The following is a 26,169-nucleotide window of genomic DNA, read 5'->3' as shown; positions in this document are numbered from 1 at the left end:
AGAATAACGTGTTTGATTCAGCGCCTTGTGACGGTGGCAGAATGAGCGGATTATTACGGCTTTCCACTGAACACGGGGTTGTCATGCTAATCAGCACAGAAAGTGCCCGCAGCAACAGCGCCGATACCCGACTGGCCTGCACGCTGGCCGCTGCCGCAGGCGCGCTGAATACCGCCGCCTTCGAGATTGTCGGTTTCTTTTCAGCTAACATGACCGGGAATGTCTCGCTGCTGTCCGATCATCTGGCAAAAGCGAACCTGGGGCCTGGCCTGTTTTTTTTGTCGATCGTGCTGCTGTTTATTGCGGGCTCCATGTTTTCAACGTTGATAATTAATGCCGGGCACCGCAGGAATATCCGTACTATCTATGCCTTCGTTATCCTGACTGAGGGCATCGCACTGATGACGCTGGGCGTGATTGAGAATCACTTTCCGCCGAGGTCGCCCGGTGTGGTGTTGATCATGAGCCTGAGCTTTTTAATGGGGCTGCAGAATGCGGTCGTCACGCGGATCTCCAATGCCCGGGTTCGCACCACCCATATCTCCGGCACGGCGACTGATATCGGAATTGAGCTGGCGATGCTGTTTGAAGTATTGCGGCGTAAAGCCTCACCGAAAGATGCGCCGAACTTGCTGGGGCGGTTGCGGCTGCACAGTCTGACCCTGCTGTCTTTCCTTGCAGGTGGCGTGGCCGGCATCGGGCTTTACCGACTGCTCGGCTACGATTTCCTGTTGCCCATAGGGTTCGGGTTAATCTGCCTGGCGCTGAATGCCCTGGTTACTAAGCCAGTAAACCAGAGGGTTTGAAACGGTGATTTTGCTGTTATCGCTGCGGTTCAGATAACCGCCGCGCGTAGCTCTGATTTATTGGTCCCGACTGCGCCGATGATCCGTGCGGTTAAAAGATCATAGCCCGCGCAGGGTAACATTGAGCCTTATACTCTGATTGATACTGCCATTGAGACAGTCACGCGAACAGTCTTAAACCTGCTGATGGATAATTAACATCGACATTAAACAACTCATTTACCTGTGTAACCTGGAGCGGGAACGCCATTTCGGCCGGGCCGCGGAAGCCAGTTTTGTTACACAGCCAACCCTCTCCATGCGCCTGAAAAATCTCGAGCGCGAGCTGGGCCTGCCGCTGATTAACCGCAGCAATAACTTTGCCGGATTTACGCCAGAGGGCGATCGCGTGCTGGCGTGGGCGCGGGAAATTGTTTCGGTCTATCAGGGGCTGAAGCTGGAAGTGGAATCACTGAAACATGGGGTAAACGGCACACTGCGGGTTGGCGTGGTGCCGCAGTGCAGCGTGGCACTGCCGCTGCTGCTGAAAGCCGTGCAGGCGCGTTATCCCCAGCTCGATTACCGCATTGCGGTACTCAGTGCTGACCAGCTGCTGGAAGCGCTTAACAGCCACACTGTGGATGTCGGCATTGGCTTTTTTGAGATGGCGACGCTGCGGGAGCTTCATTTTCAGACCGAGATGCTGGCCGATCAGGGCGTTGAGGCCGTATTCCATCCTGATCACTTCCCGGCGCTGGTGGGAGAAACCCCGCTGACGCTCGACGAACTGGCACAACAGCCGCTCTGCCTGGCGGAGCCAACACGCTATTTCCGTCGCTATCTTGATATGGCCTTTCGCGAGGCGGCGCTGGTGCCGCGGGTTATCGTGGAGAGCGCCTCTATCATGCAGCTGATGCAGTGTGCTCAGGTCGGTCTGGGGTTGCTGGTCTCGCCGGTGGGTCATCTGCTACCCGCATCACTTCAGGGGTTACAGCAGCGCGGCATTACGCTGCCGCCGATGGCGCGCCAGGCGGCGCTGGTGATAGCCGAGCCTGGCCGTGCCACTCCGCTGGCACAGCACTTTTTCGACGAAGCGCGCGGTCAGTTGCCGTTCTAGCTCAGGCTACTGCGCCTCGCCCAGCGCGTAAAACAGGCGACTGTTCCAGTTGCCTATCGCCACGCTCTGAATCAGCGCGAACAGCGCCTCAGGTTCCCAGCCCGCCTCCATCAGCGGCTGCAGATGGGCCGCACTGAAACGCTCGGGTGAACGGGTCAGCTGCGCCGACAGCGCGACGATCTGCTGCTCTTCTCCTTTTAAATTCGTGTCATCGACACCCTCGATCAATACCTCATTCCCGGCCAGCAGCCGGAACGCCCAGCGGCTGCCGAGAATACGGGCGGCTGTCGCTTCCGCCAGGGTGTTTTCCTGTGAGAGATGCTGACGCAATTGCGCCCAGCCATACAGCGCCGATGGGTCATGGGCCAGCAACCATACCGCGTCCTGCATGCCAGGCAGAGTCTGACAACGGGTAACGGCAGCGAGCTGCTCAGCACTGGCATACCGCAGCTCCAGCGGCTTCAGCACTGGCTGCCAGCGAGCAGGCTCATCAAATCCTGTAGCCTCAGCATCGGGTGGCGCAGTACTGCCCGGCAGCCAGCGTACCGGCTGGGCCTGCAGGGCCTGTAATCCGGCGACGACGCGCGCCTGATAACTGACAAAGCCAATCAGCTGATTCAGCGTCACAATATCGGGTTCGGTCAGGCCGACCGCATCCAGGGCGGTGATGGCGCTGGCATTGATCAGTTCAGGCTGCATCGCCAGCTGGCGCGCATACTGCGTAATCTGGGTCAGGCGATTATTACTCTCTCGTGAAGAGTCAGGGCCAGGCAGCGGATTGAGGCGGGCAGAGTAGTGATTACACAACCGCTGCACACCCGCGACCTGCGCCACGGTCAGTGCGGTGCTGAGGCGGTCGTAAAGCGTTAAGGTGTGCGTCAGCGAGGTGACAACGCGATCGGGGAACAGCAGCTGTGCCAGATCGCGCGCCGCCAGCAGAGCCGGCTGATGCGTGCGCAGCAGTGACTGCACTACGGCGTCGCTGGCGTGGCATCCCAGCAAAAAACGGTCATCGATATGGGCAGCCTCTGGCACCAGCGGTGCGGCCTGTGTGGTACGTGGACTGGTCTGGCTCTCGTAAAACCAGTGGTTATGGCCCGGATAGCGGCGTTGTTCCATGATCAATCCTTTTGCAAATTCGGGTTCGGTATGCAGGCGGCAGAATCTGAAAATATGCATAAACCGAAGGGCAGGCTTATCGTCGCTGATGGCCAGTCCGGGGCAAAAGATTGATCGGTGATAATTAATAGCGTTACGGTATAACGGCAGCAAAATCAGGCGGGAAGGGCAGGATGGGCGTAAAGAGAAGGGCGAGCCAGGCTCGCCCTTGCAGAACTTATTTCAGTTCCAGTTCGTTCATTGCGGCGATGCTGAAGCCGCCATCAACGTGTACCACTTCACCGGTGATGCCGCCAGCCAGGTCAGAGCAGAGGAACGCTGCTGAGTTGCCGACATCTTCAATGGTTACGGTACGGCGAATCGGGGTAACCGCTTCGCAATGTGCCAGCATCTTACGGAAATCTTTGATGCCTGATGCAGCCAGTGTGCGGATTGGACCGGCAGAAACGGCGTTAACACGCACACCTTCCGGGCCCATGGCGTTCGCCATGTAACGCACGTTCGCTTCCAGCGACGCTTTCGCCAGACCCATTACGTTGTAGTTCGGGATCGCGCGCTCAGCACCCAGGTAAGAGAGGGTCAGCAGCGCAGAGTGTGGATTCAGCATCTCGCGACACTCTTTGGCCATCGCGACGAAGCTGTAAGCACTGATGTCATGCGCGATTTTAAAGCCTTCGCGGGTAACGGCGTTCACGTAGTCGCCAACCAGCTGCTCGCCAGGGGCGAAACCGATAGAGTGAACGAAACCGTCAAATTTCGGCCAGGTTTTTGCCAGTTCAGTGAACAGAGATTTGATGCTCTCATCTTCGGCTACGTCACATGGCAGCACGATGTCTGAACCCAAATCTTTAGCAAACTCTTCCACACGACCTTTTAACTTGTCGTTCTGGTAGGTGAAAGCCAGTTCTGCGCCCTGTTTGTGCATCGCCTGTGCAATACCGTAGGCGATGGAAAGTTTACTGGCAACGCCAGTAATCAGAATGCGCTTACCGGAAAGAAAACCCATAGCTGTAATCCTTATGGTCATTGTAGTTGGCGGCCGCATGGTTAAAAAGTAAGCGACCGACGTTAATCGACGTGCGGATTCTAGCACGTCTCTCATAAATCAGGTAAATCGGCCCGCAATTTCCGCGATATGCAGCAAAAATCAGCGCTCGCGCCGCCAGGCTTCGGCACTGAGTGCTTCGCCAAAATGGCTGCTGATCAGGCGTCGGGTCAGATCGTGCAGCGGGGAGGCGAGCACGTCAGCCGTGCCGCCGCGCTCAACTACTTCGCCCTGATGCATCACCAGCACTTTATCGCTGATGTGCTTCATCATGCCCAGATGCTGGGTGACATAAATGTAGGCGATTCCGTGTTTCTCCTGCAGCTCCAGCATCAGATTTACCAGCTGGGAGCGCATGGTCATATCCAGTGAGGCCAGCGCTTCATCGGCCACAATCACTTTGGGTTGCAGGATCAACGCGCGCGCCAGACCCAGACGCTGTTTCTGACCGGGTGCCAGCATGTGTGGGTAATATCCGGCGTGATCGCGCAGTAATCCTACCTGACGCAGGGTGGCGATAATGCGTTTCTCGCGCGCTTCTGCATCCAGTTCGGTATTAAGTCGCAGCGGAAATTCCAGAATCTGACTGATGCGCTGACGCGGATTCAGTGAGGTTGAGGGATCCTGAAAAATCATGCGGATGCGCTGACTGCGATAGCCGTAATCGCCAAAGGTCAGCGGGTGGTCGTCAATCAGAATCTCACCGTCGGTGGGGGCAATCATGCCGCTGAGCATCTTTGCCAGCGTGGACTTGCCGGAACCGTTTTCACCGATAATCGCCAGCGTCTGTTTTTCGCGCAGGGTAAAGCTGACAGACTTTACTGCCTCAACGTGCTGACGGCGGAACAGGCCGGTGCGATAGCGAAAAGTTTTGCTCAGGTTGCGCACTTCCAGCAGGGTCTCCATATTACTGGCCCTCCATATTCAGCGGGAAATGACAGGCAAAGAGATGTGTTTTACTGCCGGTGAGGCGCGGCGTTTCGACACATTTACGCTGCGCGTAAGGACAGCGAGGCCCCAGGCGGCAGCCTATCGGCAGGCTCTCCAGTGATGGGATCGCCCCTGACAGCGTATTGAGACGGCTTTTGTGCGGCAGCGCGCGGCCAAAATCGGGCATCGCCCGAATCAGCGCCTGCGTATAAGGATGATGTGGCGTGCTCATTAAATCTTCGCTCTGAGCGGTTTCCACCGTCTGACCGCAGTACATCACGTTAATACGGTCCGCCCACTGGCTCATGGTGCGCAGGTCGTGGCTGATCAGCAGAATAGTGGTGTTGTTATTCTGGTTCAGGCGGCTCAGCAGGCGGAATATCTGCGCCTGCGTTGTCGGTTCCATCGCATTGGTGGGTTCATCGGCAATCAGCAAACGCGGTTGGTTAGCCAGCGCAATGGCAATCATCACTTTCTGGCATTCGCCTTCGGTCAGCTCATAGGGGAAGCTGCGCATGATGTCTTTATGATCTTTAATGCCGACGCGATGCAGCAGTTCGATAGCGCGGGTTTTGCGCCAGAACCAGAAGCGCTTAAGCCAGGAGCCTTTATACGTCCAGCGCGGGATCACCTGCATCAGCTGACGGCCAATGCTCTCGGAGGGATCCAGACAGGATTGCGGCTCCTGAAAAATCATCGAGACGTTATGCCCGATAATGCGACGGCGCTCGCGCGGGGAGAGGCGCAGCAGGTCCACATCATCAAACACCATGCGATCGGCCGTCACACGCCAGTTATCGTTGGTCACGCCGCAGATAGCCTTGGCGACCAGACTTTTACCGGAGCCGGATTCACCGACCAGCCCCCGGACTTCACCTTCGCCCAGCGTCAGATTGACGCGATCGACCGCTTTGACCGGCCCGTCAGCGGTCATAAATTCAATGGTCAGATTACGGATATCAAGTAACGGCATTTATTCCACTCCCGCTTCGACGGCGCGACGGATGCCGTCACCGAGCAGGTTAACAATGAGTACGCTGACCATCAGCGCCACCCCGGGCAGCATCACGGTCCAGGGCGCAACGTAGATCAGCTCCAGCGAATCGCCCAGCATCGCGCCCCATTCCGGTGAAGGCAGTTGCGCGCCCAGGTCCAGAAAACCGAGTGCGGCAATATCCAGAATCGCCATCGACAGCGCGCGGGTAATTTCGGTAATCAGCAGCGGCAGAATATTGGGCAGGATGGCGTAGCGCAGGATATTACGACCTCTGGCACCGTCCAGGCGCGCGGCAACCACATACTCTTTTTCCAGCTCATCATGCACAGCACTGTAAATTTCGCGCACCAGACGTGGCATCAGCGCCAGCCAGACCGCCAGCAGCGCATGCTCAAGACGCGGCCCAAGAAACGCCACCACGATAATCGCCAGCAATAGTGACGGAAGAGAGAGCAGGGTATCCAGCACGTGGTTCATCACCGCCGAGCGAATGCCGTGCGTCATGCCCGCCAGCACGCCCAGCACCAGCGCGCCCAGCGTAGCGAACAGCGTCACCAGAATCGCGGAACCCACCGTCGGACCGGCACCGCTCAGCAGGCGACTCAGAACATCCCGCCCCAGATCGTCGGTGCCGAGGAAAAATGAGACATCGCCGTAGCGCGACCATGACGGTGGCAGCAGCTGATATCCCAGGAACTGCTGGTCAATACCATAAGGTGCCATGAAACCGCCAAACAGGCAGAGCAGCAGCAGTGCGCCAAAGCCATACAGGCCGACCATCGAAATCGGGTTGCCATAGAAATGATGCCAGCTCTGACGAAACGCGCTGGGCAGGCGTTTTTCGGCGTAGATATTATCGGAGGGCATACGTTTTCACTTTACTATCCTTAAGGCCGGGCAATATTGCTTCAGAAAAATCAGTCATTTTAGTTACTTGCCCCGTGGGTCTGCTTTATGTTGCTTTGTCATGGAAAACTCTGAACAGCTTTAATTTACAGGGTTTGTGTACGTCTTTGCGAATACGCAGAGAGAATGTACCTGTCGCTTATCGATATCAGACACCGTTAAGCGCCGCGATAAAACGAAGGTATTCCCTAACACGTCCAGCCTGCATGTCAGCCTCTCCCTTACTGGCGAAGTGGCATTTTCAACCGTAATTGCTGGAGGGTAAGCCCGTTCAACTGACTATAGGGGATTATCCGTCGAGATCCCCGTCACAGGCAAGGAAACGGCTTCAGCAATTTCGGCGCTGGGTTACAGAGAATTACAATCCGGGCCATCGGGTGTTCCATGACAGGCTGCAAAAAAGGGTGGCAAAGCCGACAGAACGTTAAGACTCACATAAATCAGCAAAACTTCCTGGATCCTATCAGCCGGTCCAGGGGCAAAGGAGAGTGAACCAAATGATTAAGAGTAACGTTATGGGAAAAAAGCTGCTCGCTCAGCTCAGTCGCGTGTCTTAAGGATACCTTGCCGTTACCGTCGCTACAGCGTGCCATGCAAACGGACAGGGATAAGCCACGCTGCGATGTTAATCGAATCCGGTCAGCCACTGTCAGAGCACTCGGGCAAGACGATTCATGTGTGAACCCTGATGACGGTAGCGATCGCCTGATGAAATAAAAAAACCGCGATTTTTAAGCGGTTTTTGATGTGAGTGACAATAAAACGGTGGGTAATATTCAAAGCGTATTTTTTATGGTTTTTATATAAACGTAATATTTTATTAACAGTATTGATAGTTTATGTTTTTATGTCGTCACCTTAAAATTATGTTTTCTTTTAAAAACTTGACCTTTGTCGTCTGGCTTATTTTTTATCGGTGCGTTTCGCTTAACGGGTTTTTATCGCCGGGTCTTTCCGGGTGCGCTTGCAAAGATCAGGGGTGCTTCTGGAATAGATATTGCAACACGACTATGACTGGTATGAAATATTTATACTGGTTGCCATCTATAAATAGAGTTATCCAGGAGGATATCATGGCCGAACATCGTGGTGGTTCAGGTAATTTTGCAGAAAGCCCTGAGAAAGCATCTGAAGCGGGTAAAAAAGGCGGGCAGCATAGCGGGGATAATTTCGCCAATGACCGTGAAAAAGCTTCAGAAGCCGGTAAGAAAGGTGGCCAGAATAGCCACAGCGGCGGACGTAAGTCTGAATAATCTGATATTCTGATCAGGCCGCAGGCCCCGGCAAACCAGTCGGGGCTTTCACGTTTAAATATTTATTAAATAACGTGGTTTTTACAATGAAAGTATCTGACCTGGATAAATCCCTGCCGAAAATATACGGTTTATTAGCGGGGATCTATGTGTTTGCCTGCGTTAACTATCCCAGTGATTATAAAATGTTTCTCCTTCGCTTGCTGGATTGTCATAACAGGGTAAACGAAGCAGGTCTGAAAAGAGAGCGTGTTAAATTAATCAGCCATTCACCGTGCGACATCATTAAAATATTGCAACCTCAGCCCGGCAGTCGTTTATGCAAAAATAACACTGTCTGGACGTTGTCATTCACTCCCTGCCAGACCTGATTCAATCTCTTAAAATAAAATACTTGGGTCATAAAGAGAATAAAGCTGACAACGGTTGATATATTTTTCCGGCGTGGCATCCGCAGCGTGAAGACCGTGGTGATCAAAGGATTCAATTTAATCAGGAAAAATGCTGTCTGGCAGCGGCAGGCTGGACGCTCACAGAAATCACAACAACATCGTGAGTCATCCCGGTCTGCTTGCGGTTATCTCATGCGTAAATTATGTTTAAGTATCAGGATTTAATGGAAATCATTGTGTTGAATAAAAACAGTGGCGGTGTTGTACCTTCAGGTATCCGTAATTCTCTTGGCCGCACGATGGCCTTTTTCCTTTTGGCAACCGTGCTTGCTGTTGTTGTGATTAACATATTTACGCTCTGGGGATCGTGGCAGCATAATCAGAATGTCCGTGAAGATGATGCCCGTAACCTCTCTGTTTCTCTCGCCAAACAGGCAGAAGATGCCTTTCTGCAGGTGGATATTACGCTGGCGGATGCCGTCAGGCTGCTCAGCCTGAACGGGCTGGATTACGCGGCCACGCCCGTCTTCGCTCGTCAGCTTAAAGAGCAGCAGGGTAAACTGCGTCAGCTTCATGGGCTGTTTATTTATGACGCACAGGGTAAATGGATTGCCACGTCGGGCAACTACGTTCCGGCAAACGGAAACAACGCCGATCGGGACTATTTTATCTGGCACCGTACCCATGAGGATACCCGCGTAAGGATTGGCCGTGTTATCCGCAGCAGATCTACAGGTGACCTTGTTATTCCGGTATCGTTGCGACTGAACGATTCAAAAGGCAACTTTGCCGGCGTCGCGCTGGCAACGGTCAAAGTAGACTATTTCCGGCAGTTCTATAGCTACTATACGCTGGGTGAGCGCGATGTTCTGGGGCTGATTCTTGCTGATACCTCTGTCCTGTATATCCGGCCCTTCCCGGATTCTGCCATCAACCGCAGCCTGTCCATGAGTCCATTATTTACAACCGTCCTGAAAACCTCTGCCAGTGGCAGCGCAACGTGGCGTTCTGCACTGGATGGGGTGGAGAGGGTGTATGGCTACGCACGCCTTGAGCAGTATCCGCTCATTGTCACGGCGGGATATGACCTTGATAAGATCCGGAGCGACTGGTTCTCCGCCAATATCATCGACGTCATACTGAACGTGGTTCTGCTTGTAATGATTTCCGGGATGGGGATGTTTGTTCTCAGACAGGTTAAAAAGAACGTCAGAAATCAGCTGGAATTAACACAGATCAGGGATGAGCTGACCACGATCAACCATACGCTGCAGTCACTGGCATTAATTGACGGGCTAACCGGACTGGCTAATCGCCGCCAGTTTGATGCGATGTTAGATCAGGTCCTGAAGCGCTCTCAAAAATCGGGTGAACCCGTGGCACTGATCATGTTTGATATCGACTTTTTCAAGCGTTACAACGATACCTACGGGCATGTCGCCGGCGATACCTGTCTGCAGCGTGTCAGCACCATTCTGAAAGAAATCACGCAGCGACAGGATGCCGTGGTTGCACGTTACGGCGGAGAAGAGTTTGCCATTATCCTGCCTTCGGGTGGAGAAAGCATGGGGAAAAAGGTGGCGGAGCGCGCAGTAAACGCAGTTATGTCTGCCGGAATACCGCACGAAACCTCCGGTATTCCCGAAGGTATTGTGACCCTTAGCGCCGGATACAATAGCCTGATTTCAAACGGCCAGCCAGATGAGGCCAAAAGACTTAAGCAACAGGCTGATAAGGCGCTCTATGAAGCAAAACACAATGGCCGCAACCGTGTCCATGGGCTGAGTTAAATGAAATTCAGGATGTGATGAGTTCATCCTGCTCTGGCCGTTTGGGAGTCTGGTGCCGCGCATGACCCGGCTGGGGTAATAAATCAATCGGCTGACCATTCCAGGGTTTTGGCGACGAAGGCGGCCTGACGCAGGTTTGTGGCAGAGGCTGACGTTGTTTCACCCTCCGTTAACGCTATCGAAAAACACTTACCCTCTGAGTCACCCTTCAGCTTTACCGATTTAACCCGCTGATTCCCTTGTTCCTGTGAAGAGATGTCGGTAAGCGCTGGCTGGTTTTGGGCACAAAAAAGCCCGCGTTACGCAGGCATGAATTGCATCAAAAAAGGAAAATCGTAGCATCAGCAAAGGCTGATTCGCACACCATACAGTGTTGCTGTGCGATTGATAGTGACAAAAGATTTAATAGCGAAGCGTAAGCACGTTATGTTGGCAGGAGCTGAAAAAGGCCCGCCCGGACCAGGTTAGCCGAATGAACCTGATTGCTTACTTGCCATCAGCCCATCGGGTAATCTGATTATCGATTTTGTCATCAAGATAATGCGTAACCCTGAATGAGCCCGCCTTGAGTAACAGGGCAATACATGCTGCAAAAACCAGTACAAGTAACACTCTGCTGAGACTCATAATCTTTTCCGTGATGAATAACCTGTGGTCTTTATACCAGAATTTGTAAAGTCTGGTCGCGATAGTCAGAATCCTGCGGTGTCCCTGGAAATACAAACAGAAAGCCGTCCCGGCCAATACGGCTCCATCATTGCACCAGACGCATAAGCCATTGAAGCTTTAAGGAATTGCCAGAAAGGCGGCAGAATGCGCTTCTTCGCGTTCCTGTGCGAGGTCAGCATCATCCATAATTTCATAGCCTCATCCAGGTTGAAAGTCATTTAAACGGCCCTAATTCATACCGGCATGTTTTGAATAACTTTCCCGCGGCGCATAAGCCCTACCGGAGGGCATACCATTCCTTGTGTTTCAGCGGATTCATTGCCGCACCAATCACGTCAGAAATCACATTCACCAGAATCACCAGCCCGCCAATCACCATCACACCGGCTGAGATCGCGGCATAATCCTGCTGACGAATCGCGTTAATCAGCCAGCGGCCCAGACCCGGCCAGTTAAAGACCATTTCGGTGATCATGGCCAGCGTCAGCATGGTGGAGAACTGCAGGCCCAGACGCGGGATGACCGGCGGCAGCGCGTTGTGCAATACGTGGCGACGGATCACCGTGAAGCGCGAAAGACCGCGTGTGGCCGCCGCTTTGACATAGTTTTTATCCATCACGTCGCTGGTGCTGTTGCGCAGCAGGCGGATCACTTCTGTCGTCGGGGCCATCGCAAGCACCAGCACCGGCAGAATAAGGTGGGACAGGGCGCTGATAATCATCTCATGCCGCCATGGCGAAGGACTCAGCCAGGCGTCAATCAGCGCAAAGCCGGAGATATTCTGCACCGGATAGAGCAGGTCATGACGTCCCGATACCGGCAGCCAGCCCAGCGTCAGCGAAAAGAACAGCGTCAGCAGTAGCGCCAGCCAGAAGATGGGCGCAGAGAAGCCGACCAGTGCCAGCGCACTGATGGTTTTATCCTGCCATTTATTGCGCATCACACCGGCGCAGATCCCCAGCGGAATACCTACCAGCAGCGCAAACAGAAACGCCAGGATACAGAGCTCCATGGTAGCCGGGAAAACCTCACGCAGCTGTAGCCCAATCTCCTGACCGTTAGTGCTGGAGACACCGAAATCAAACTGCAGCATCCCTTTGAACCAGAACCACCAGGCATCGGAAAGCGCAGCGCCTTCCAGCGGGGCGTTAGGGGTAAAGTAACTCAGGCTGAAGCTGACCAGCGACAGCAGGAACAGGGTAATGAGCAGCAGCAGCAGGCGGCGCAAAATATAGATAATCACTTACTTACCCTCATCAGCTTCACGATAAACCCCGGCAAACGAGGCGTTGCCAAACGGACTCAGTACCAGCCCTTTGATGTCATGACGAAATGCCTGCAGTCGCAGAGAGGAGGCCAGCGGTAACACCGGTAACTCCTGTGCCAGAATCTGCTGCGCTTTGTCATAACTGTCGATGCGGCCAGAGAGTTGTTGTGATAGCAGAGCATTCTGCAGCGTTTCGTCAAAGGCCGGAGAGCACCAGTGCGCGTAATTGGTCTGCGAGCGAATCGCCGCACAGCTGAGCAGCGGGCGGAAGAAGCTGTCCGGATCGTTACTGTCGGTGGCCCAGCCTGACAACGTCAGATCATGGTTCATCGCCATCAGCTGCGCCTCCTGAAAACGGCCCTCGACCGGCACAATGGTCAGCCGGACACCAACCTGCGCCAGATCCGCCTGTAACAGTTCGGCGGTTTTCAGTGGGCTGGGATTCCACGACTGCGAGGCGGCAGGCACAACCAGCCGCAGATGCAGATCGCTGATGCCGAGTGCGGCAAGCGCGGCGCGTGACTTCTCAGGATCGTAGCCGGTAATGCGCGCATCATTGTCATAAGCCCAGGACGCGCGCGGTAATATCGAAGCGGCCGTTTCGGCAGTGCCGTAGTAGATCGACTCCATCAACCGCTCATTGTTGATGGCCAGCGCCAGGGCATGCCGGACTTCAGGCCGGTCGAGTGGAGGCTTACGGGTATTAAAAGCCAGATAAGCAATGTTCATACCGGGACGCAGCGTCATCCGCAGGCGCGGGTCATCACGCAGTATGCTGAGCTGGCTTGCCGCGGGGTAGGCCAGTACGTCGCATTCACCGGTCAATAGTTTGGAAAGGCGACCGGTTCCGCCGGAACCAAGATCGATCACCGCCTGTTGCAGACGCGGCACCCCACGCCAGTAGTGTGGATTGCGCGCCAGACGGATGTACTGACCGGTGCGATATTCGCTGAGCTGATAAGGACCGGTGCCCACCGGCTGACGATCCATCTCTTCCTGACGGCCCTGAGCGGTGAGCTGGTCGGCATACTCTTTCGACAGTACCGGCGCATAGTGGGTCGCCATATGCCACAGGAACGAGGCATCCGGGCTGTTCAGCCTGAACTCAACCGTCCTGTTGTCGATCTTCTTCACGCTCTGGACGGAATCGGAAAATTGCAGACTATCAAAGTAGGGGAAGTTACCGCCGTTGACGTTATGCCAGGGATGATGACGGTCAAACATCCTTGCGAAGCTGAATACCACATCGTCGGCGTTTAGTGCACGGGTAGGGCGAAACTGGTTAGTCTGCTGGAACTGGACGCCGCTGCGCAGATGAAAGCGATACGTCGCGCCGTTATCGCGTACTTCCCAGCTCGACGCCAGATCGGGCTTGAGACGATAGGTATAGGGATCGACATCCAGCAAGCGGTCATACAACTGTGCCGCCAGCGTATCGACAGTCAGCCCGCTGCTGGCCATCTGCGGATTAAACGTGTTCAGCGTGCCGCTGACGCAATAGACAAAGCCGGTCTGGCGGATATCACCCGCAGGCGCTGACCACGCAGGCGAACTCAACGCGCTGAGACTGAGCAACAGCGAACATAGTAGTTTTGACATAGAACTCAACGATTTTGAGGCATTAACCAGAGTGTATCGCAAAGCAGGCATAGTCCCAAAACCTGCAACCACTGCCAGCCTGATTTTCGTCATCGCAACTTAAAATGAGCGCACAAATGATGTGGTGATGAGAAAAGTTCTCAATAACTGCTTTACAGATGATAATAAGAATGATTATTATTCGCCTGCACTTCGACGGTGGCTCTGCCGAAGAAGAGCACGACATTGCTCACATTGCTTCCAGTATTGTTGCCCGCCTTAATGGCGGGCTTTTTTTTGGCTTTTGCAGTTGAACGGTCAGGTCTGAAGGGCAGGATCGCCTTTGAGTGAGCAGCTGAATTCATTGCGATTTTGCGTGGAATGCACGTCTCTGGAAAAGAGAGTAAAAGACGGTGCTATCTGTAAAGCCTCGCAATAACGTGCGGGAGACCTGCATAAAACCGGACTTAACTATTACAGAAACGCAGTTACTATATTCACAACTTCAGCTCACCCAACTCCTGACAATGAATAAATTCCAGAAAAACGCTCAGGTTTTCCATTATGCATCCTTTCGTTATCTCTTTTTAGGACGTCTGTTCACCGTACTGGGCAATGGAATCGCACCCATTGCGCTGGCTTTTGCGGTACTCGATATAGGGGGATCTGCCTCTGATTTAGGCGTAGTGGTTGCATCCCGTTCCCTGTTCAACGTGCTGTTTCTGCTGGTGGGGGGGGTCGTTGCTGACCGCTATTCACGCAGTCGGGTGTTAGTTGTATCGGCGCTGGTTGCCGCTGTTTCTCAGGCTATCGTTGCGTGGTCTGTGCTTGATGGTTCAGCCACGGTACTGAGCCTCACCTTGCTGGGTGCTCTGAATGGCGCGGCAGCGGGGATTGCTTTGCCTGCTTCGTCTGCGTTGGTTCCGCAGGTCGTGCCTGCAAAGCACCTGCGTCAGGCTAATGCATTAATTCAGCTCGGTGTTTATGGTGGCACCGTGATGGGGGCGTCGATGGGAGGCGTGATCACCAGCGCTATCGGGCCGGGCTGGGGACTGGCGATTGATGCGCTGGGCTTTGCGGCTTCCGCGCCGCTTTATTTTCTTATGCGCGTCAACCCGAATAATGCCGGGACGACGCAAGGCAATATCCTGAGCGATATCAAAGAAGGCTGGGTAGAGTTTGCCGGGCGAAGCTGGATTTGGTCGATAGTCCTTCAGTTCGCCATTATCAACGTCGCGTTCAATGGGATTGTGGAGGTCTATGGCCCGATGATTGCCGACGCCTCTTTCGGGCGGGCGCAGTGGGGAATTATTGTGGCTGCACATAGCGTGGGTTTAATTGCGGGTTCATTTCTGGCTATGAAATGGCATCCTCGTCGCGATCTCTTGATTGGCGCGATGCTGGCGGGTCTATGCGCACTCCCAATATTTATGCTGAGCCAGAATATGCCAGCAGCAGGGCTGATTGTGGGTTTCTTAATTGCTGGCGTTTCATTAGGCCTATTCGGCGTAACCTGGGCGCATTCATTACAGACTCACATTCCGGCGGATAAACTGGCACGCGTGTACGCTTACGATGCGATGGGCTCTTTTATTGCCATTCCCTTTGGACAACTGGTTGCGGGGCCGCTGGCGGCACAATATGGCATAGAGCGTGTCTTACTGATGTCAGCACTGGCGATTGTCATTGTTACCGCTGCCGTCGGATGGGTTCCCGCCCTCAGGCAACCTGAACGAATGGGAACTAAGCCGTACAACACGTGATAGCAATTTTATTCATGACAAAGCAGCAGGGAATCAGCTTTTCATTTCTCTGGAAGGTAAGAAACCTTGCCAACAATCGCCTGCCTCGTTGAGATAATTCTTCATGAGGCAGGGTGAGCATTCATCGGCGGGGGCGAATCAAATTTCCGCTTTTATATCGTGCTTTTTCATCATCGCGCGCAGCTGATGGTAAGTAACGCCTAATAATCCGGCGGCGCGGCGCTGGTTGTAACGAGCCTGGTGCAGGCTGGCATCGACCAGCTCCCGCTCCTGCTGGTTCTGCCATTGACGCAGATCCAGCGGCAGGGCAGGCAGGCCGCTGCTCTCTGTCTCCTGACTGGAGCGCGGGAGCACAACCGGTTCAGAGCGTGAAGCGAACGGATTAATAATGACATTATCCAGCGGCAGCTCGCTGCTGTTGTGACGATAGACGGAGCGCTCAACCACGTTTTTTAGCTCGCGAACATTGCCGGGCCAGTGATAATCAAGCAGGGCTTGCTGCGCTTTAGCGGTAAAGCCGGGAAACAGCAACAGGCCAAGCTCGCGGCACATCTGAATCGCAAAATGCTCGGCCATCACCAGAATATCACTGCGGCGTTCGCGCAGTGGCGGCAACTGCACCACATCAAAGGCAAGACGATCCAGCAAATCGGCGCGGAATTTGCCTGCCGCTGCCAGGGCGGGCAAATCTTCGTTGGTGGCGCAGACCAGCCGTACGTTAACCTGCAGGGCATGATTGCCGCCCACGCGCTCGAGCTGCCCGTACTCAATTACCCTGAGCAGTTTTTCCTGCACCAGCATCGGTGCGGTTGCCAGCTCATCCAGAAACAGCGTACCGCCGTCAGCACGCTCAAAACGTCCCAGATGGCGCTTCTGTGCGCCGGTAAAGGCGCCGGCTTCATGACCAAACAGCTCAGAGTCGAGCAGATTTTCATTCAGCGCGGCGCAGTTCAGCGAAATAAACGGTCCCTGCCAGCGGTCAGAGAGATAGTGTAGCCGGCTCGCGATCAGCTCTTTACCCGTGCCGCGTTCGCCAATCACCATCACCGGTTTCTCAAGGGGAGCCAGTTTTGAAACCTGCTCCAGTACCTCCAGAAAATTATTAGACTCACCCAGCAGATTATCATTCGTGCCTGTCATGATGAATTTCGCTACCCCTTAATCATTTTGACTATCTTAAAACATGACGAAAAGCCTGTAAAATTTAAAATGTGATTTAAATCAAAAAGATATAAAGTTGGCACGCATATTGTATTAATCAGGCAGGACATCACGTTTTAAAACATTAAAAAGAGGAACATCATCATGGGTATTTTTTCTCGTTTCGCTGACATCGTAAATGCCAACATTAATTCCCTGCTGGAGCGCGCAGAAGATCCACAAAAACTGGTCCGCCTGATGATTCAGGAAATGGAAGACACCTTAGTTGAAGTACGCTCTACCTCCGCGCGGTCGCTGGCTGAAAAGAAACAGCTGTCACGCCGTATTGAACAGGCCGAGCTGCAGCAGGCTGACTGGCAGGAAAAAGCGGAGCTGGCGCTGCGCAAAGACAAAGATGATCTGGCCCGTTCGGCGCTGATTGAAAAACAGAAACTCACCGACCTGATCGCCTCCCTGAAACAGGAAGTGGGCCAGGTTGAAGAGACGCTGGAACGCATGAAAGGCGAAATCAGCGAGCTGGAGAAAAAACTGACCGAAACACGTGCCCGTCAGCAGGCGTTAACCCTGCGTCATCAGGCGGCTTCTTCATCACGCGATGTGCGTCGTCAGCTCGACAGCGGCAAAATCGACGAAGCGATGGCCCGGTTTGAATCTTTTGAACGTCGCATTGACCATATGGAAGCGGAAGCTGAAAGCCACGGTTTTGGTAAACCGAAAACCCTGGACCAGCAGTTTACTGACCTGAAAGCGGATGATGAAATCAGCCAGCAGCTTAATGCGCTGAAAGCCAAAATGAACCGCAGTGAGTAATCATCGACGTTGCGATAAGTGATTAAGGAGAGTCAATGAGCGCACTTTTTCTCGCCATACCGCTAACGATCTTCGTGCTGTTTGTTGCACCGATCTGGTTATGGCTGCATTACAGCAACAAACGCAACGGCGGTTCGGAACTGTCGCAAAGCGAAATCCAGCGGCTGCAGCGCGTCACGCAGGATGCGCAGCGGATGCGTGAACGTATTGATGCGCTGGAAGCGATTCTGGACGCTGAGCATCCCAACTGGAGGCAGCCATGATGAAAGGTCGTAAGTTATGGCGCAAGCCTGATGAAGGCAAGCTGATGGGCGTCTGCGCGGGTCTGGCGGAGTATCTCGACATCCCGGTTCGCCTGCTGCGGGTTATTGTGGTGTTATCGCTGTTCTTTGGACTGTTTGTCTTTACGGTGATCGCCTATTTCGTGCTGGGTTTTGTGCTGGATGAGAAGCCTGCCAACGCCAGTGACGGCGAACGCCAGCCAACCGCCAGCGAGTTGCTGGATCAGCTGGAGAGCACCCTGCAACGGGATGAGTGCAACGTGCGCGACCTGGAGCGCTATGTTACGTCTGAAACCTTCAGCGTGCGCAGCCGCTTCCGCCAGATTTAATTCTGCTATTGCCGGGCCTGTTTCAGGCCCGAACGCTGGCTCAATGGAGGTTTAATGTCTTTTTCGCGATCCACTGCTTTTCGTCACCGCGCGGCACCTGCATTGAAGTCGGCGGCTAAATTCATCATTATCAATGCTGTTACCTACGGTCCCGCTGGTGTCACTGGCTGGGCGGTGAAATCGGTAGCGCGACGCCCGTTACGTCTGTTGCTGGCTGTGGCACTGGAGCCACTCCTGAAACGCGTAATGAACCGGGTGGCTTCGCGCTTCATCAGGGAGAACGATGAAAAGACTGCAAACTGAATTAGTGGCGTTGATGAACCGTGGCGTCGATCGTCACCTGCGGCTGGCGGTAACCGGCTTAAGCCGCAGCGGTAAAACCGCCTTTATAACCTCACTGGTTAATCAGCTTTTAACGGTTCACAGCGGCGCACGTTTGCCGCTGTTTTCCGTTGTGCGGGATGAACGCCTGTTGGGGGTAAAACGGGTGCCACAGCGTGACATGGGCACGGCGCGTTTTACCTACGACGAAGGCCTGGCTCAGCTCTACAGCACGCCGCCTGCCTGGCCCACGCCAACCCGCGGCGTCAGCGAAATGCGTCTGGCGCTGCGCTACCGGCCCAATGATTCCCTGTTGCGCCACCTGAAAGAGACGTCGACGCTCTATCTTGAGATTGTCGACTATCCTGGCGAATGGCTGCTTGATCTGCCGATGCTGGCGCAGGACTACCTCGCCTGGTCCCGACAGATGAACGGTCTGCTGCAGGGCGATCGCGCTGAGTGGGCTAAGCCGTGGCGCGCACTCTGCGAAAAACTCGACCCGCTTGCCCCCGCCGATGAAACCCAGCTGGCGGAAATTGCTGCCGCCTGGACCGACTACCTGCATCGCTGTAAAACGGAAGGCTTACACTTTATTCAGCCCGGCCGCTTCGTGCTGCCCGGTGATATGGCAGGCGCGCCCGCACTGCAGTTCTTCCCCTGGCCGACGTCTGATGAGGCGCAACTGACTAAGCTGGCGCAGGCGGACAAGGGCAGTAACTTCAGCATGCTGCAGCAGCGTTTTAACTACTATTGCCAGCATGTGGTGAAAGGCTTCTATAAGAATCACTTCCTGCGGTTTGATCGCCAGATTGTGCTGGTTGACTGCCTGCAGCCGCTGAATAGCGGTCCCCAGGCGTTTAACGATATGCGGCTGGCACTTACGCAACTGATGCAGAGTTTTCATTACGGTCAGCGCACTCTGTTCCGCAGGCTGTTCTCACCGGTGATCGACAAATTACTGTTTGCCGCTACCAAGGCGGACCACATTACCAGCGATCAGCATGGCAACATGGTCTCCCTGCTGCAGCAACTGGTGCAGGATGCCTGGCAAAACGCGGCGTTTGAAGGCATCAGTATGGACTGCATCGGGCTGGCGTCGGTGCAGGCGACGCAGAGCGGGCTGGTCGATCACCGTGGCGAGAAAATCCCGGCCCTGCGCGGTCATCGTCTGATCGATGGCGAGCCGCTCACCGTCTATCCCGGCGAAGTGCCGCCGCGCCTGCCCGGTAATGCCTTCTGGCAGCAGCAGGGCTTTCAGTTTGAACAGTTCCGGCCGCAGCCGCTCGACGTTGATCGTCCGCTGCCGCATATCCGCATGGATGCCGCGCTGGAATTTTTATTGGGAGATAAATTGCGATGAGCGATCCGCTGAAGCCGCGTATCGATTTTGCCCGTCCGCTGGATGAGAGCAACACGACGCCGCTGCGCCCGGCGCAGACCTTTGAAGCAGAAGCGCAGGCTGCATTTCTGGCGGTGCAGGATGAGGATGCCGCCGTCGAAGAGGAGGGCGCAGGTGAACGGGCGGTGGAAGCCGCGCTGAAGCCAAAGCGCAGTCTGTGGCGCAAAATGGTGACGGCAGGCGCGCTGCTGTTTGGCGTCAGCGTGATTGCACAGGGTGTACAGTGGACGCACGATGCCTGGCTGGCCCGCGACTGGTTTTCGCTGGGCAGCGGCGTGGCAGGTGGCCTGATTGTACTGGCGGGTGTGGGCGCGCTGACCACCGAGTGGCGTCGACTCTATCAGTTGCGTCAGCGCGCGGAAGAGCGGGATGTGGGCCGCGAGCTGCTGCACAGTCATGGCATCGGCAAAGGCCGCGCATTCTGCGAAAAGCTGGCGCAGCAGGCGGAGCTGGATCAGGCGCATCCGGCCCTGCAGCGCTGGCATGCCTCGCTGCATGAAACCCACAATGATAGTGAAACCGTTCGCTTATATGCCCAACTGGTGCAGCCAGTGCTGGATCGCCAGGCGCGACGCGAGATCAGCCGTCATGCAGCGGAAGCCACACTGATGATTGCGGTCAGCCCGCTGGCGCTGGTGGATATGGCGTTTATCGCCTGGCGTAATCTGCGGCTGGTCAACCGTATCGCGGCAATCTATGGCATTGAGCTGGGCTACTTCAGCCGTATCCGGCTATTCCGTCTGGTGCTGCTTAATATGGCCTTTGCCGGCGCGTCTGAACTGGTGCGGGAAGTGGGTATGGACTGGATGTCGCAGGATATCGCCGCCCGGCTTTCCACGCGGGCCGCGCAGGGTATTGGAGCAGGTTTATTAACCGCCAGACTGGGTATCAAAGCGATGGAGCTTTGCCGTCCGTTGCCCTGGCTGGAGCAGGATAAGCCGAGGCTCGGCGACTTTCGTCGTGAACTGCTGGGGCAGATGAAAGAGGCGCTGCAGAAGGGTGGCAATAAGTCCGCCTGACGCTCTTATGACAAACTAAAGGCGGCCAGGCCGCCTTTATTGATTAGTCTGGCTGGCGCAGGACCTGCCTTGAATCGATAGTCAGGCATTTACCCGGACACGCCGCTTCATCGGTGATCACCGGATTCGCTGGCAGCGTAAAGGCCATTCCGTTTTTCCCCCAGATAAAATGTGCCATTCCGGCGAATATCCATGACATGCTCAGCCCAAGCCCACCGAAATCATCATATTTTCGTAACGTCGCAACCTTCGGCAAATACTCGCCGGTCAGGCGATAATAGAGTGCGCCATTGAAATCTTTCGGAACCTGCTGAATGATCGCCTGATCGAGCAGGGCAAACTCTTTGCGAGCCGGAACTGAGTAACCGTTGATCAGATGGCTTATCGTCAGCGAGCCAGCCACTATCACCAGCAGCGCATAGAATGGCTTTTTCCATTTTAACTTTTTGCTGATTTCAAACAGGCCGAGAATAAATGCGCTGGTGGTTATCAGCGCACCGGCAATCAATGTCCGGTAAGCGGCCATGCTTTCACTGACTATCAGATTAGGCAGTGCGGCAATCAGCAGTAAGACAAAAATCAGATAAAATTTATCGTTGCCCGAGGCTTTAATTTTCTTCAGGCCAAAACCAATAATGATCGAAGAGATGATCACCGATACCGTTTTTGCGCCAAGGTCAAAATTGCAGATCACGTTCTTCAGGTATTCGGTAAAAAACCATTTCAGTTTAACCAGGATGTCGTAGCTGAATGCTGAGCGTGGCAGCGTATGACCATAAAGCTGGACGGGCAGCACCTTCGAGGCGATTAGCGCTGCAAACATGCCTGCGCCCAGCACCATCAGTGAGATGAGCGCCTGTTTCTTATCAATTTTCCGCGCGGAAAAGCAGAGGTGCAGCGCAGCATAGAAGTTAAAGCTCATCGCAGCCGGTTGATAAAGACAGAATGCGATGGTCAGCAGGCAGAATGCTGACAGGCGGGCTGGGATGCCCGGTTTAATCGACAAACGGTAGCTGGCACCCGCCAGTAAAATCGCAGCGATATAGGGGAAACAGGATGCCCATGCAACGTAAACCTGAAATGAAGGGAGCAGACAAAGCAATAATGCAAAGGTAATTCGCTGAGCCTGATTCTCCAGCAGCCCCTCTTTCTGACACAGGGTATAGATGTAATAACCGGTTAAAATGAGCAGAACAATCGCGACTGAACGCAGCAGTGCCAGCTTTTCTACGCTCTCCACCAGAAATGAGGTGCTGTACTGAATGATCCCATACATTGGCCTGCCGGATAACGTGTCCCAGTTTAAAATACTCAGCCTGTCAAAGTTAGCCCAGTAGAGATTCGTCCAGTCATCGGTATAGGCGTACTGGGTTAAATAAGCAGGGCTGTAAGCAATCAGAAAAACTACCGCAATAAGTAAAAAAACCTTACGACGTGTCAGTCCGGTATCAGTGGCGAACATCATTCATCCTTTTTTAATCTGGCCATCTTCTCTGCGTCTCAACGGGCAGTTTAATCCGTCTTCTGAGGCGGGTTTAGTCTGGTCGTCGCGGATTTTCGCAAAATATAGCGAGGCCGGTTTTTGGTTTCTATATAGATGCGGCCAATATATTCACCCAACACGCCAATGCCAATAAGCTGCACCCCACCGAGAAACAGCACCGAAACCAGAACAGAGGGGTAACCCGGCACCGGATTACCAAACAGCAGTTTATCCACGATCATCCAGAGTCCATACAGGAAGGCCAGCGAGGCCACCAGAAAGCCCAGATATGACCAGATGCGTAGCGGAACGGTAGAGAATGAGGTCAGTCCCTCCAGCGCAAGATTCCATAGCTTCCAGCCGCCGAATTTACTGCGGCCTGCGATCCGCTCAGTGCGCACATATTCCACGATGTCCGTCTGTCCGCCGACCCAGCTCAGAATGCCCTTCATAAAGAGATTCTTCTCGGGCAGCAGCTTAATGTTCTCAACCACTTCACGCGACATCAGCCGGAAATCACCGACGTTCTCCTCTATCTGCGGATCGCTGATGCTGTTGTGCAGTTTATAAAACCAGTGCGCTGTTTTACGTTTGAGGTGGCCATCGGCACGCCTGTCAATCCGCCTAGCTAACACGACATCAGCGCCTGCCTGCCATTTACGGATCATGTCGGGAATAATCGTGATCGGATCCTGCAAATCCACATCGATCGGGATCACGGCATCGCCGGTGGCGGCTTCCAGGCCGGCAAACAGCGCCGGTTCCTTGCCGAAATTACGAATAAACGACAGACTGCGCACCAGCGGATCGCGCTGGCTTAGCTGGGATATCAGTTTATAGGTTGCGTCTGTGCTGCCATCATCGATAAAAACAATCTCAACCTGCCACTCTGCCAGCGCTTCATATTTTCTGACCGCATCATAAAAAAGAGGGATAACCTCCTCTTCATTAAATACCGGCACCACCAAAGAGATTTTCATTATTCTCCCTTGAAGACGATAAAGCGGGAAAAAAGAAAGCCACACACCAGGCTGATAGCTGATGAGATCACAAGGGTAATAATCGGATAGAGGCCTAATCGATCGGCCAGATAACCCACGCTGAATGCCATCGCACCCATAAAAACGACGTAAAGAATATAACGCCACGCGGTCGCCTGCTGTTTAAAGGTCCAGCGCGCATTCACAAAGAAAGAGAAGGTGACGGCCATGCAAAATGCAATCAGGTTAGCGGTCGACTGCATGAGACCCAGGCTCAGGGCGATGAAAAAGGTCACCCAGTGAATCAGGGTATTAACCATACCCACAGTCAGATATTTTGCGAAGAAAGTCAGTATTTTATAATCAATTCAAATCAGTTGTGAAAAATATACCCTGGTTAGCCCGCAATCAACAGTCCGCTGCTGACAAAGACTGACATTCAACCGGCAATGACAGTCGACAGCAGGTCCGTACAAAAGTCCACCATATGCGCGGTAACTGTCAACATTTCCTGACAGATACCTTTCTGCAGGTGCGCCACATAGCGTATTATTGTTTTATCTGAACCTGATTAAGGCGAACGCAATGCGTCTGGAAGTGTTCTGTCAGGACCGTATCGGTCTGACGCGTGAACTGCTTGACCTGCTGGTGGCACGCAACATTGATTTACGCGGTATCGAAATTACGGCGCTGGGCCGCATCTACCTGAACTTTTCTGCACTGGAATTTGACGCCTTCAGTAATCTGATGGCGGAAATCCGCCGTACACCCGGCGTAACAGATGTGCGCACGGTGACGTACATGCCCTCTGAACGGGAGCATCGCGCGCTGAGTGCGCTGCTGGTGGCGATGCCGGATCCGGTTTTCTCCATTGACCTGAAAAGCAAGGTTGAGCTGGCCAATCCGGCCGCTCAGAACCTGTTTAATCTCGATGAAGAGAAGATGCGCAACTTTAGCGCCGGTCATCTGATTAATGGCTTTAATTTCCAGCGCTGGCTTGAGAGCGATCGGGTTGAGGCGCAGGCCCAGCATGTCGTTATTGAGGGGCGTGATTTTCTGATGGAAGCGCGTCCTATCTATCTGCCGGGTGAAGAGGGCCAGAGTGACAGGCCGGTTGGGGCGATGGTAATGCTGAAGTCGACAGCCCGCATGGGCCGCCAGTTGCAGAATCTGGTGGTCACCGACGAATCGGAGTTTGACCATATCATTGCCGTCACGCCGAAGATGCGTCAGGTCGTCGATCAGGCGCGCAAACTGGCAATGCTCGATGCGCCGCTGCTGATTGTTGGCGACACCGGCACCGGGAAAGATATGCTGGCACGTGCCTGCCATTTGCGCAGTGCCCGTGGGAAAAATCCTTTCCTGGCGCTGAACTGTGCCTCTTTGCCCGACGACGTGGCGGAAAGCGAGCTGTTTGGACATGCTGCCGGCGCTTATCCGAATGCGCTGGAAGGCAAGAAAGGCTTTTTCGAGCAGGCCAATGGCGGATCGGTTCTGCTGGATGAGATTGGCGAGATGTCGCCAAGAATGCAGACCAAGCTGCTGCGTTTTCTGAATGACGGTACTTTCCGTCGCGTCGGTGAAGAGCATGAAGTGCATGTCAATGTGCGCGTGATCTGCGCCACGCAGAAGAACCTGATTGAACTGGTGCAGCGCGGGGAGTTCCGCGAGGATCTCTTCTACCGTCTCAATGTGCTGACGCTGCAACTGCCACCGTTGCGCGACCGTCCACAGGACATTCTGCCGCTGACCGAGATGTTTGTGGCCCGCTTTGCGGATGAGCAGGGGATGGCGCGTCCGCGTCTCTCGCCACAGCTCAACGCGTTTCTGACCCGCTATGCCTGGCCTGGCAACGTGCGTCAGTTGAAAAACGCGTTGTACAGGGCGTTAACTCAGCTGGAAGGATACGAACTGCGTCCGCAGGATATCGTGTTGCCTGAACAGGCGCTGGATGTGTCACTCGGCGATGAAGCCCTGGAAGGCACACTGGATCAGATCACCAGCCGTTTCGAACGCTCGATTCTGACGCGGCTCTATCTCTCTTATCCCAGCACCCGAAAGCTGGCAAAACGGCTGGGGGTGTCGCACACCGCGATTGCCAATAAGCTGCGGGAATATGGTCTGGGGCAGAAGCGCAACGAAAGCGAATAAGCGGCAAACAAAAGGTGAAAGCGGATAACCGGGTTATCCGCTTTTTTTATTACTTCAGCGCGGCCAGTGCAGCGTCATAGTCAGGCTCAGTGGTGATTTCATCCACCAGCTGGCTGTAGATCACTTTATCGTTCTCATCCAGCACGATCACCGCACGAGCAGTCAGACCTTCCAGCGCACCATCGGCAATTTCCACGCCATAATCATATTTAAACTCTGAGCCGCGCAGCGTCGACAGGGTGACTACGTTGCTCAGGTTTTCTGCGCCACAGAAACGTGACTGGGCAAACGGCAAATCCGCAGAAATACACAGCACCACCGTATTATTCAGTTCGCTCGCGGCCTGATTGAATTTGCGCACTGATGAAGCACAGACGCCGGTATCAACACTCGGGAAAATGTTCAGAATTTTGCGTTTTCCTGCATACTCAGAGAGCGCAACGTTGACCAGGTTTTTAGCGACCAGCGTGAAAGCTTTGGCTTTATCGCCAGCCTGAGGAAACTGACCAGCAACCGGTACGGCGTTACCCTGAAAATGAACAGTCTGAGACATAGTGATTCCTTTTGATGAGAAAAAATATCCAATACAAAACGGCTAAAGATAGCCGTTGTTTATGACATAAA

General features: G+C 54.1%; 26 protein-coding genes. 13 read left to right on the top strand and 13 right to left on the bottom strand.

The window, feature by feature from the left end; genetic code table 11:
- Positions 1-83: 83 nt before the first annotated feature.
- Both IBT54_RS06290 and IBT54_RS06285 read left to right on the top strand, forming a co-directional pair.
- Positions 84-806 carry a YoaK family protein gene (locus IBT54_RS06290; RefSeq protein WP_201251831.1) on the top strand — a complete coding sequence of 241 codons (723 nt, stop codon included), beginning with the start codon at positions 84-86 and terminating at the stop codon, positions 804-806.
- Positions 807-1,005: 199 nt separating this feature from the next.
- The gene (locus tag IBT54_RS06285) at positions 1,006-1,902 is read left to right on the top strand and encodes a LysR family transcriptional regulator (protein WP_033783225.1); all 897 of its coding nucleotides are present in this window, start codon (positions 1,006-1,008) and stop codon (positions 1,900-1,902) included.
- 6 nt (positions 1,903-1,908) lie between these two features.
- Here the strand turns inward: IBT54_RS06285 and IBT54_RS06280 are convergent, their stop codons facing one another.
- The 5 genes from IBT54_RS06280 to sapC all read right to left on the bottom strand — a co-directional run bounded on the left by IBT54_RS06280 (position 1,909) and on the right by sapC (position 6,860).
- Complete coding sequence (locus IBT54_RS06280; protein ID WP_095707133.1) at positions 1,909-3,021, bottom strand: oxidoreductase; 1,113 nt, start codon at positions 3,019-3,021, stop codon at positions 1,909-1,911.
- Positions 3,022-3,238: 217 nt separating this feature from the next.
- Positions 3,239-4,027 (bottom strand): enoyl-ACP reductase FabI, encoded by a 789-nt coding sequence (gene fabI / locus IBT54_RS06275; RefSeq protein ID WP_010244547.1) that lies wholly within the window; start codon positions 4,025-4,027, stop codon positions 3,239-3,241.
- Between the two features lie 141 nt (positions 4,028-4,168).
- Complete coding sequence (sapF, locus tag IBT54_RS06270; RefSeq protein ID WP_147789174.1) at positions 4,169-4,972, bottom strand: putrescine export ABC transporter ATP-binding protein SapF; 804 nt, start codon at positions 4,970-4,972, stop codon at positions 4,169-4,171.
- A gap of 1 nt (position 4,973) precedes the next feature.
- Entirely contained in the window at positions 4,974-5,969 is a 996-nt protein-coding gene (gene sapD / locus IBT54_RS06265) for a putrescine export ABC transporter ATP-binding protein SapD (RefSeq protein WP_201251830.1), read from the bottom strand.
- Positions 5,970-6,860 carry a putrescine export ABC transporter permease SapC gene (sapC, locus tag IBT54_RS06260; protein WP_013357991.1) on the bottom strand — a complete coding sequence of 297 codons (891 nt, stop codon included), beginning with the start codon at positions 6,858-6,860 and terminating at the stop codon, positions 5,970-5,972.
- 1,112 nt (positions 6,861-7,972) lie between these two features.
- Here sapC and IBT54_RS06255 point away from each other — a divergent pair.
- Positions 7,973-8,152 carry a general stress protein gene (locus IBT54_RS06255; protein ID WP_041456876.1) on the top strand — a complete coding sequence of 60 codons (180 nt, stop codon included), beginning with the start codon at positions 7,973-7,975 and terminating at the stop codon, positions 8,150-8,152.
- 616 nt (positions 8,153-8,768) lie between these two features.
- On the top strand, positions 8,769-10,334 hold the full coding sequence (locus IBT54_RS06250; protein ID WP_370585064.1) for a diguanylate cyclase domain-containing protein: 1,566 nt from the start codon (positions 8,769-8,771) through the stop codon (positions 10,332-10,334).
- A gap of 692 nt (positions 10,335-11,026) precedes the next feature.
- On the opposite strand, the gene IBT54_RS06245 is transcribed toward IBT54_RS06250, so the two are convergent.
- The 3 genes from IBT54_RS06245 to sapA form a co-directional block, all read right to left on the bottom strand.
- Positions 11,027-11,197 (bottom strand): hypothetical protein, encoded by a 171-nt coding sequence (locus IBT54_RS06245; RefSeq protein WP_201251828.1) that lies wholly within the window; start codon positions 11,195-11,197, stop codon positions 11,027-11,029.
- Between the two features lie 83 nt (positions 11,198-11,280).
- Entirely contained in the window at positions 11,281-12,246 is a 966-nt protein-coding gene (sapB, locus tag IBT54_RS06240; RefSeq protein ID WP_095707136.1) for a putrescine export ABC transporter permease SapB, read from the bottom strand.
- The gene (sapA, locus tag IBT54_RS06235; protein WP_201251827.1) at positions 12,247-13,869 is read right to left on the bottom strand and encodes an ABC transporter substrate-binding protein SapA; all 1,623 of its coding nucleotides are present in this window, start codon (positions 13,867-13,869) and stop codon (positions 12,247-12,249) included.
- Positions 13,870-14,039: 170 nt separating this feature from the next.
- On the opposite strand from sapA, the gene IBT54_RS25350 reads away from it, so the two are divergent.
- Together IBT54_RS25350 and IBT54_RS06230 are read left to right on the top strand one after the other, a co-directional pair.
- Positions 14,040-14,162: a hypothetical protein gene (locus IBT54_RS25350; RefSeq protein WP_255540608.1), complete on the top strand. Its 123-nt coding sequence runs from the start codon at positions 14,040-14,042 to the stop codon at positions 14,160-14,162.
- 159 nt (positions 14,163-14,321) lie between these two features.
- Positions 14,322-15,611 (top strand): MFS transporter, encoded by a 1,290-nt coding sequence (locus IBT54_RS06230; RefSeq protein WP_201251946.1) that lies wholly within the window; start codon positions 14,322-14,324, stop codon positions 15,609-15,611.
- 138 nt (positions 15,612-15,749) lie between these two features.
- On the opposite strand, the gene pspF is transcribed toward IBT54_RS06230, so the two are convergent.
- A complete protein-coding gene (gene pspF, locus IBT54_RS06225) occupies positions 15,750-16,751 on the bottom strand; it encodes a phage shock protein operon transcriptional activator (RefSeq protein ID WP_195858049.1) in 1,002 nt (333 codons plus the stop codon).
- A 165-nt stretch (positions 16,752-16,916) separates the two neighbouring features.
- Here pspF and pspA point away from each other — a divergent pair, with 165 nt between their 5' ends.
- Genes pspA through IBT54_RS06195 form a run of 6 tightly spaced genes read left to right on the top strand, consistent with a single transcriptional unit; the run spans position 16,917 to position 20,931 of the window.
- The gene (gene pspA / locus IBT54_RS06220; RefSeq protein WP_013357983.1) at positions 16,917-17,582 is read left to right on the top strand and encodes a phage shock protein PspA; all 666 of its coding nucleotides are present in this window, start codon (positions 16,917-16,919) and stop codon (positions 17,580-17,582) included.
- A gap of 35 nt (positions 17,583-17,617) precedes the next feature.
- Positions 17,618-17,845 (top strand): envelope stress response membrane protein PspB, encoded by a 228-nt coding sequence (gene pspB, locus IBT54_RS06215; protein ID WP_013357982.1) that lies wholly within the window; start codon positions 17,618-17,620, stop codon positions 17,843-17,845.
- Positions 17,842-18,192 carry an envelope stress response membrane protein PspC gene (gene pspC / locus IBT54_RS06210; RefSeq protein ID WP_201251826.1) on the top strand — a complete coding sequence of 117 codons (351 nt, stop codon included), beginning with the start codon at positions 17,842-17,844 and terminating at the stop codon, positions 18,190-18,192. Before pspB ends, pspC begins: the two co-directional genes overlap by 4 nt.
- Positions 18,193-18,246: 54 nt before the next feature.
- A complete protein-coding gene (pspD, locus tag IBT54_RS06205) occupies positions 18,247-18,495 on the top strand; it encodes a phage shock protein PspD (RefSeq protein ID WP_003853796.1) in 249 nt (82 codons plus the stop codon).
- The gene (locus tag IBT54_RS06200) at positions 18,476-19,873 is read left to right on the top strand and encodes a YcjX family protein (RefSeq protein WP_201251825.1); all 1,398 of its coding nucleotides are present in this window, start codon (positions 18,476-18,478) and stop codon (positions 19,871-19,873) included. The genes pspD and IBT54_RS06200 overlap by 20 nt, the downstream gene beginning before the upstream one ends.
- The gene (locus IBT54_RS06195) at positions 19,870-20,931 is read left to right on the top strand and encodes a YcjF family protein (protein WP_201251824.1); all 1,062 of its coding nucleotides are present in this window, start codon (positions 19,870-19,872) and stop codon (positions 20,929-20,931) included. Before IBT54_RS06200 ends, IBT54_RS06195 begins: the two co-directional genes overlap by 4 nt.
- 43 nt (positions 20,932-20,974) lie before the next feature.
- Here IBT54_RS06195 and IBT54_RS06190 read toward each other — a convergent pair whose 3' ends face one another.
- Genes IBT54_RS06190 through IBT54_RS06180 form a run of 3 tightly spaced genes read right to left on the bottom strand, consistent with a single transcriptional unit; the run spans position 20,975 to position 23,750 of the window.
- Positions 20,975-22,396, bottom strand: coding sequence for a hypothetical protein (locus IBT54_RS06190; protein WP_236263030.1), 1,422 nt, complete (start codon positions 22,394-22,396; stop codon positions 20,975-20,977).
- 47 nt (positions 22,397-22,443) lie between these two features.
- Positions 22,444-23,394: a glycosyltransferase family 2 protein gene (locus tag IBT54_RS06185; protein WP_201251823.1), complete on the bottom strand. Its 951-nt coding sequence runs from the start codon at positions 23,392-23,394 to the stop codon at positions 22,444-22,446.
- The gene (locus tag IBT54_RS06180; RefSeq protein ID WP_033783203.1) at positions 23,394-23,750 is read right to left on the bottom strand and encodes a GtrA family protein; all 357 of its coding nucleotides are present in this window, start codon (positions 23,748-23,750) and stop codon (positions 23,394-23,396) included. The genes IBT54_RS06185 and IBT54_RS06180 overlap by 1 nt, the downstream gene beginning before the upstream one ends.
- A 229-nt stretch (positions 23,751-23,979) precedes the next feature.
- Between IBT54_RS06180 and tyrR the strand changes: the two genes are divergently transcribed.
- Positions 23,980-25,545: a transcriptional regulator TyrR gene (tyrR, locus tag IBT54_RS06175; protein ID WP_013357975.1), complete on the top strand. Its 1,566-nt coding sequence runs from the start codon at positions 23,980-23,982 to the stop codon at positions 25,543-25,545.
- A gap of 49 nt (positions 25,546-25,594) precedes the next feature.
- Here tyrR and tpx read toward each other — a convergent pair whose 3' ends face one another.
- Positions 25,595-26,098 carry a thiol peroxidase gene (gene tpx, locus IBT54_RS06170; protein ID WP_013357974.1) on the bottom strand — a complete coding sequence of 168 codons (504 nt, stop codon included), beginning with the start codon at positions 26,096-26,098 and terminating at the stop codon, positions 25,595-25,597.
- Positions 26,099-26,169 lie beyond the last annotated feature (71 nt).

Source organism: Pantoea sp. S62, from assembly GCF_016658625.1.
Classification (GTDB): domain Bacteria; phylum Pseudomonadota; class Gammaproteobacteria; order Enterobacterales; family Enterobacteriaceae; genus Pantoea; species Pantoea vagans.
This window is presented reverse-complemented; position numbering and strand designations above follow the sequence as displayed.

Excerpts from the sequence above, each read along its gene's own strand:
- IBT54_RS06280 (WP_095707133.1), bottom strand. The coding sequence starts at position 3,021 with ATGGAACAACGCCGCTATCCGGGCCATAACCACTGGTTTTACGAGAGC.
- fabI (WP_010244547.1), bottom strand. The coding sequence starts at position 4,027 with ATGGGTTTTCTTTCCGGTAAGCGCATTCTGATTACTGGCGTTGCCAGT.
- sapF (WP_147789174.1), bottom strand. The coding sequence starts at position 4,972 with ATGGAGACCCTGCTGGAAGTGCGCAACCTGAGCAAAACTTTTCGCTAT.
- pspC (WP_201251826.1), top strand. The coding sequence starts at position 17,842 with ATGATGAAAGGTCGTAAGTTATGGCGCAAGCCTGATGAAGGCAAGCTG.
- sapC (WP_013357991.1), bottom strand. The coding sequence starts at position 6,860 with ATGCCCTCCGATAATATCTACGCCGAAAAACGCCTGCCCAGCGCGTTT.
- tpx (WP_013357974.1), bottom strand. The coding sequence starts at position 26,098 with ATGTCTCAGACTGTTCATTTTCAGGGTAACGCCGTACCGGTTGCTGGT.
- IBT54_RS06250 (WP_370585064.1), top strand. The coding sequence starts at position 8,769 with ATGGAAATCATTGTGTTGAATAAAAACAGTGGCGGTGTTGTACCTTCA.
- IBT54_RS25350 (WP_255540608.1), top strand. The coding sequence starts at position 14,040 with ATGATTATTATTCGCCTGCACTTCGACGGTGGCTCTGCCGAAGAAGAG.
- IBT54_RS06185 (WP_201251823.1), bottom strand. The coding sequence starts at position 23,394 with ATGAAAATCTCTTTGGTGGTGCCGGTATTTAATGAAGAGGAGGTTATC.
- pspF (WP_195858049.1), bottom strand. The coding sequence starts at position 16,751 with ATGACAGGCACGAATGATAATCTGCTGGGTGAGTCTAATAATTTTCTG.
- pspD (WP_003853796.1), top strand. The coding sequence starts at position 18,247 with ATGTCTTTTTCGCGATCCACTGCTTTTCGTCACCGCGCGGCACCTGCA.
- sapD (WP_201251830.1), bottom strand. The coding sequence starts at position 5,969 with ATGCCGTTACTTGATATCCGTAATCTGACCATTGAATTTATGACCGCT.
- IBT54_RS06200 (WP_201251825.1), top strand. The coding sequence starts at position 18,476 with ATGAAAAGACTGCAAACTGAATTAGTGGCGTTGATGAACCGTGGCGTC.
- IBT54_RS06245 (WP_201251828.1), bottom strand. The coding sequence starts at position 11,197 with ATGAAATTATGGATGATGCTGACCTCGCACAGGAACGCGAAGAAGCGC.
- IBT54_RS06290 (WP_201251831.1), top strand. The coding sequence starts at position 84 with ATGCTAATCAGCACAGAAAGTGCCCGCAGCAACAGCGCCGATACCCGA.
- IBT54_RS06255 (WP_041456876.1), top strand. The coding sequence starts at position 7,973 with ATGGCCGAACATCGTGGTGGTTCAGGTAATTTTGCAGAAAGCCCTGAG.
- sapA (WP_201251827.1), bottom strand. The coding sequence starts at position 13,869 with ATGTCAAAACTACTATGTTCGCTGTTGCTCAGTCTCAGCGCGTTGAGT.
- IBT54_RS06195 (WP_201251824.1), top strand. The coding sequence starts at position 19,870 with ATGAGCGATCCGCTGAAGCCGCGTATCGATTTTGCCCGTCCGCTGGAT.
- tyrR (WP_013357975.1), top strand. The coding sequence starts at position 23,980 with ATGCGTCTGGAAGTGTTCTGTCAGGACCGTATCGGTCTGACGCGTGAA.
- pspB (WP_013357982.1), top strand. The coding sequence starts at position 17,618 with ATGAGCGCACTTTTTCTCGCCATACCGCTAACGATCTTCGTGCTGTTT.
- pspA (WP_013357983.1), top strand. The coding sequence starts at position 16,917 with ATGGGTATTTTTTCTCGTTTCGCTGACATCGTAAATGCCAACATTAAT.
- IBT54_RS06190 (WP_236263030.1), bottom strand. The coding sequence starts at position 22,396 with ATGATGTTCGCCACTGATACCGGACTGACACGTCGTAAGGTTTTTTTA.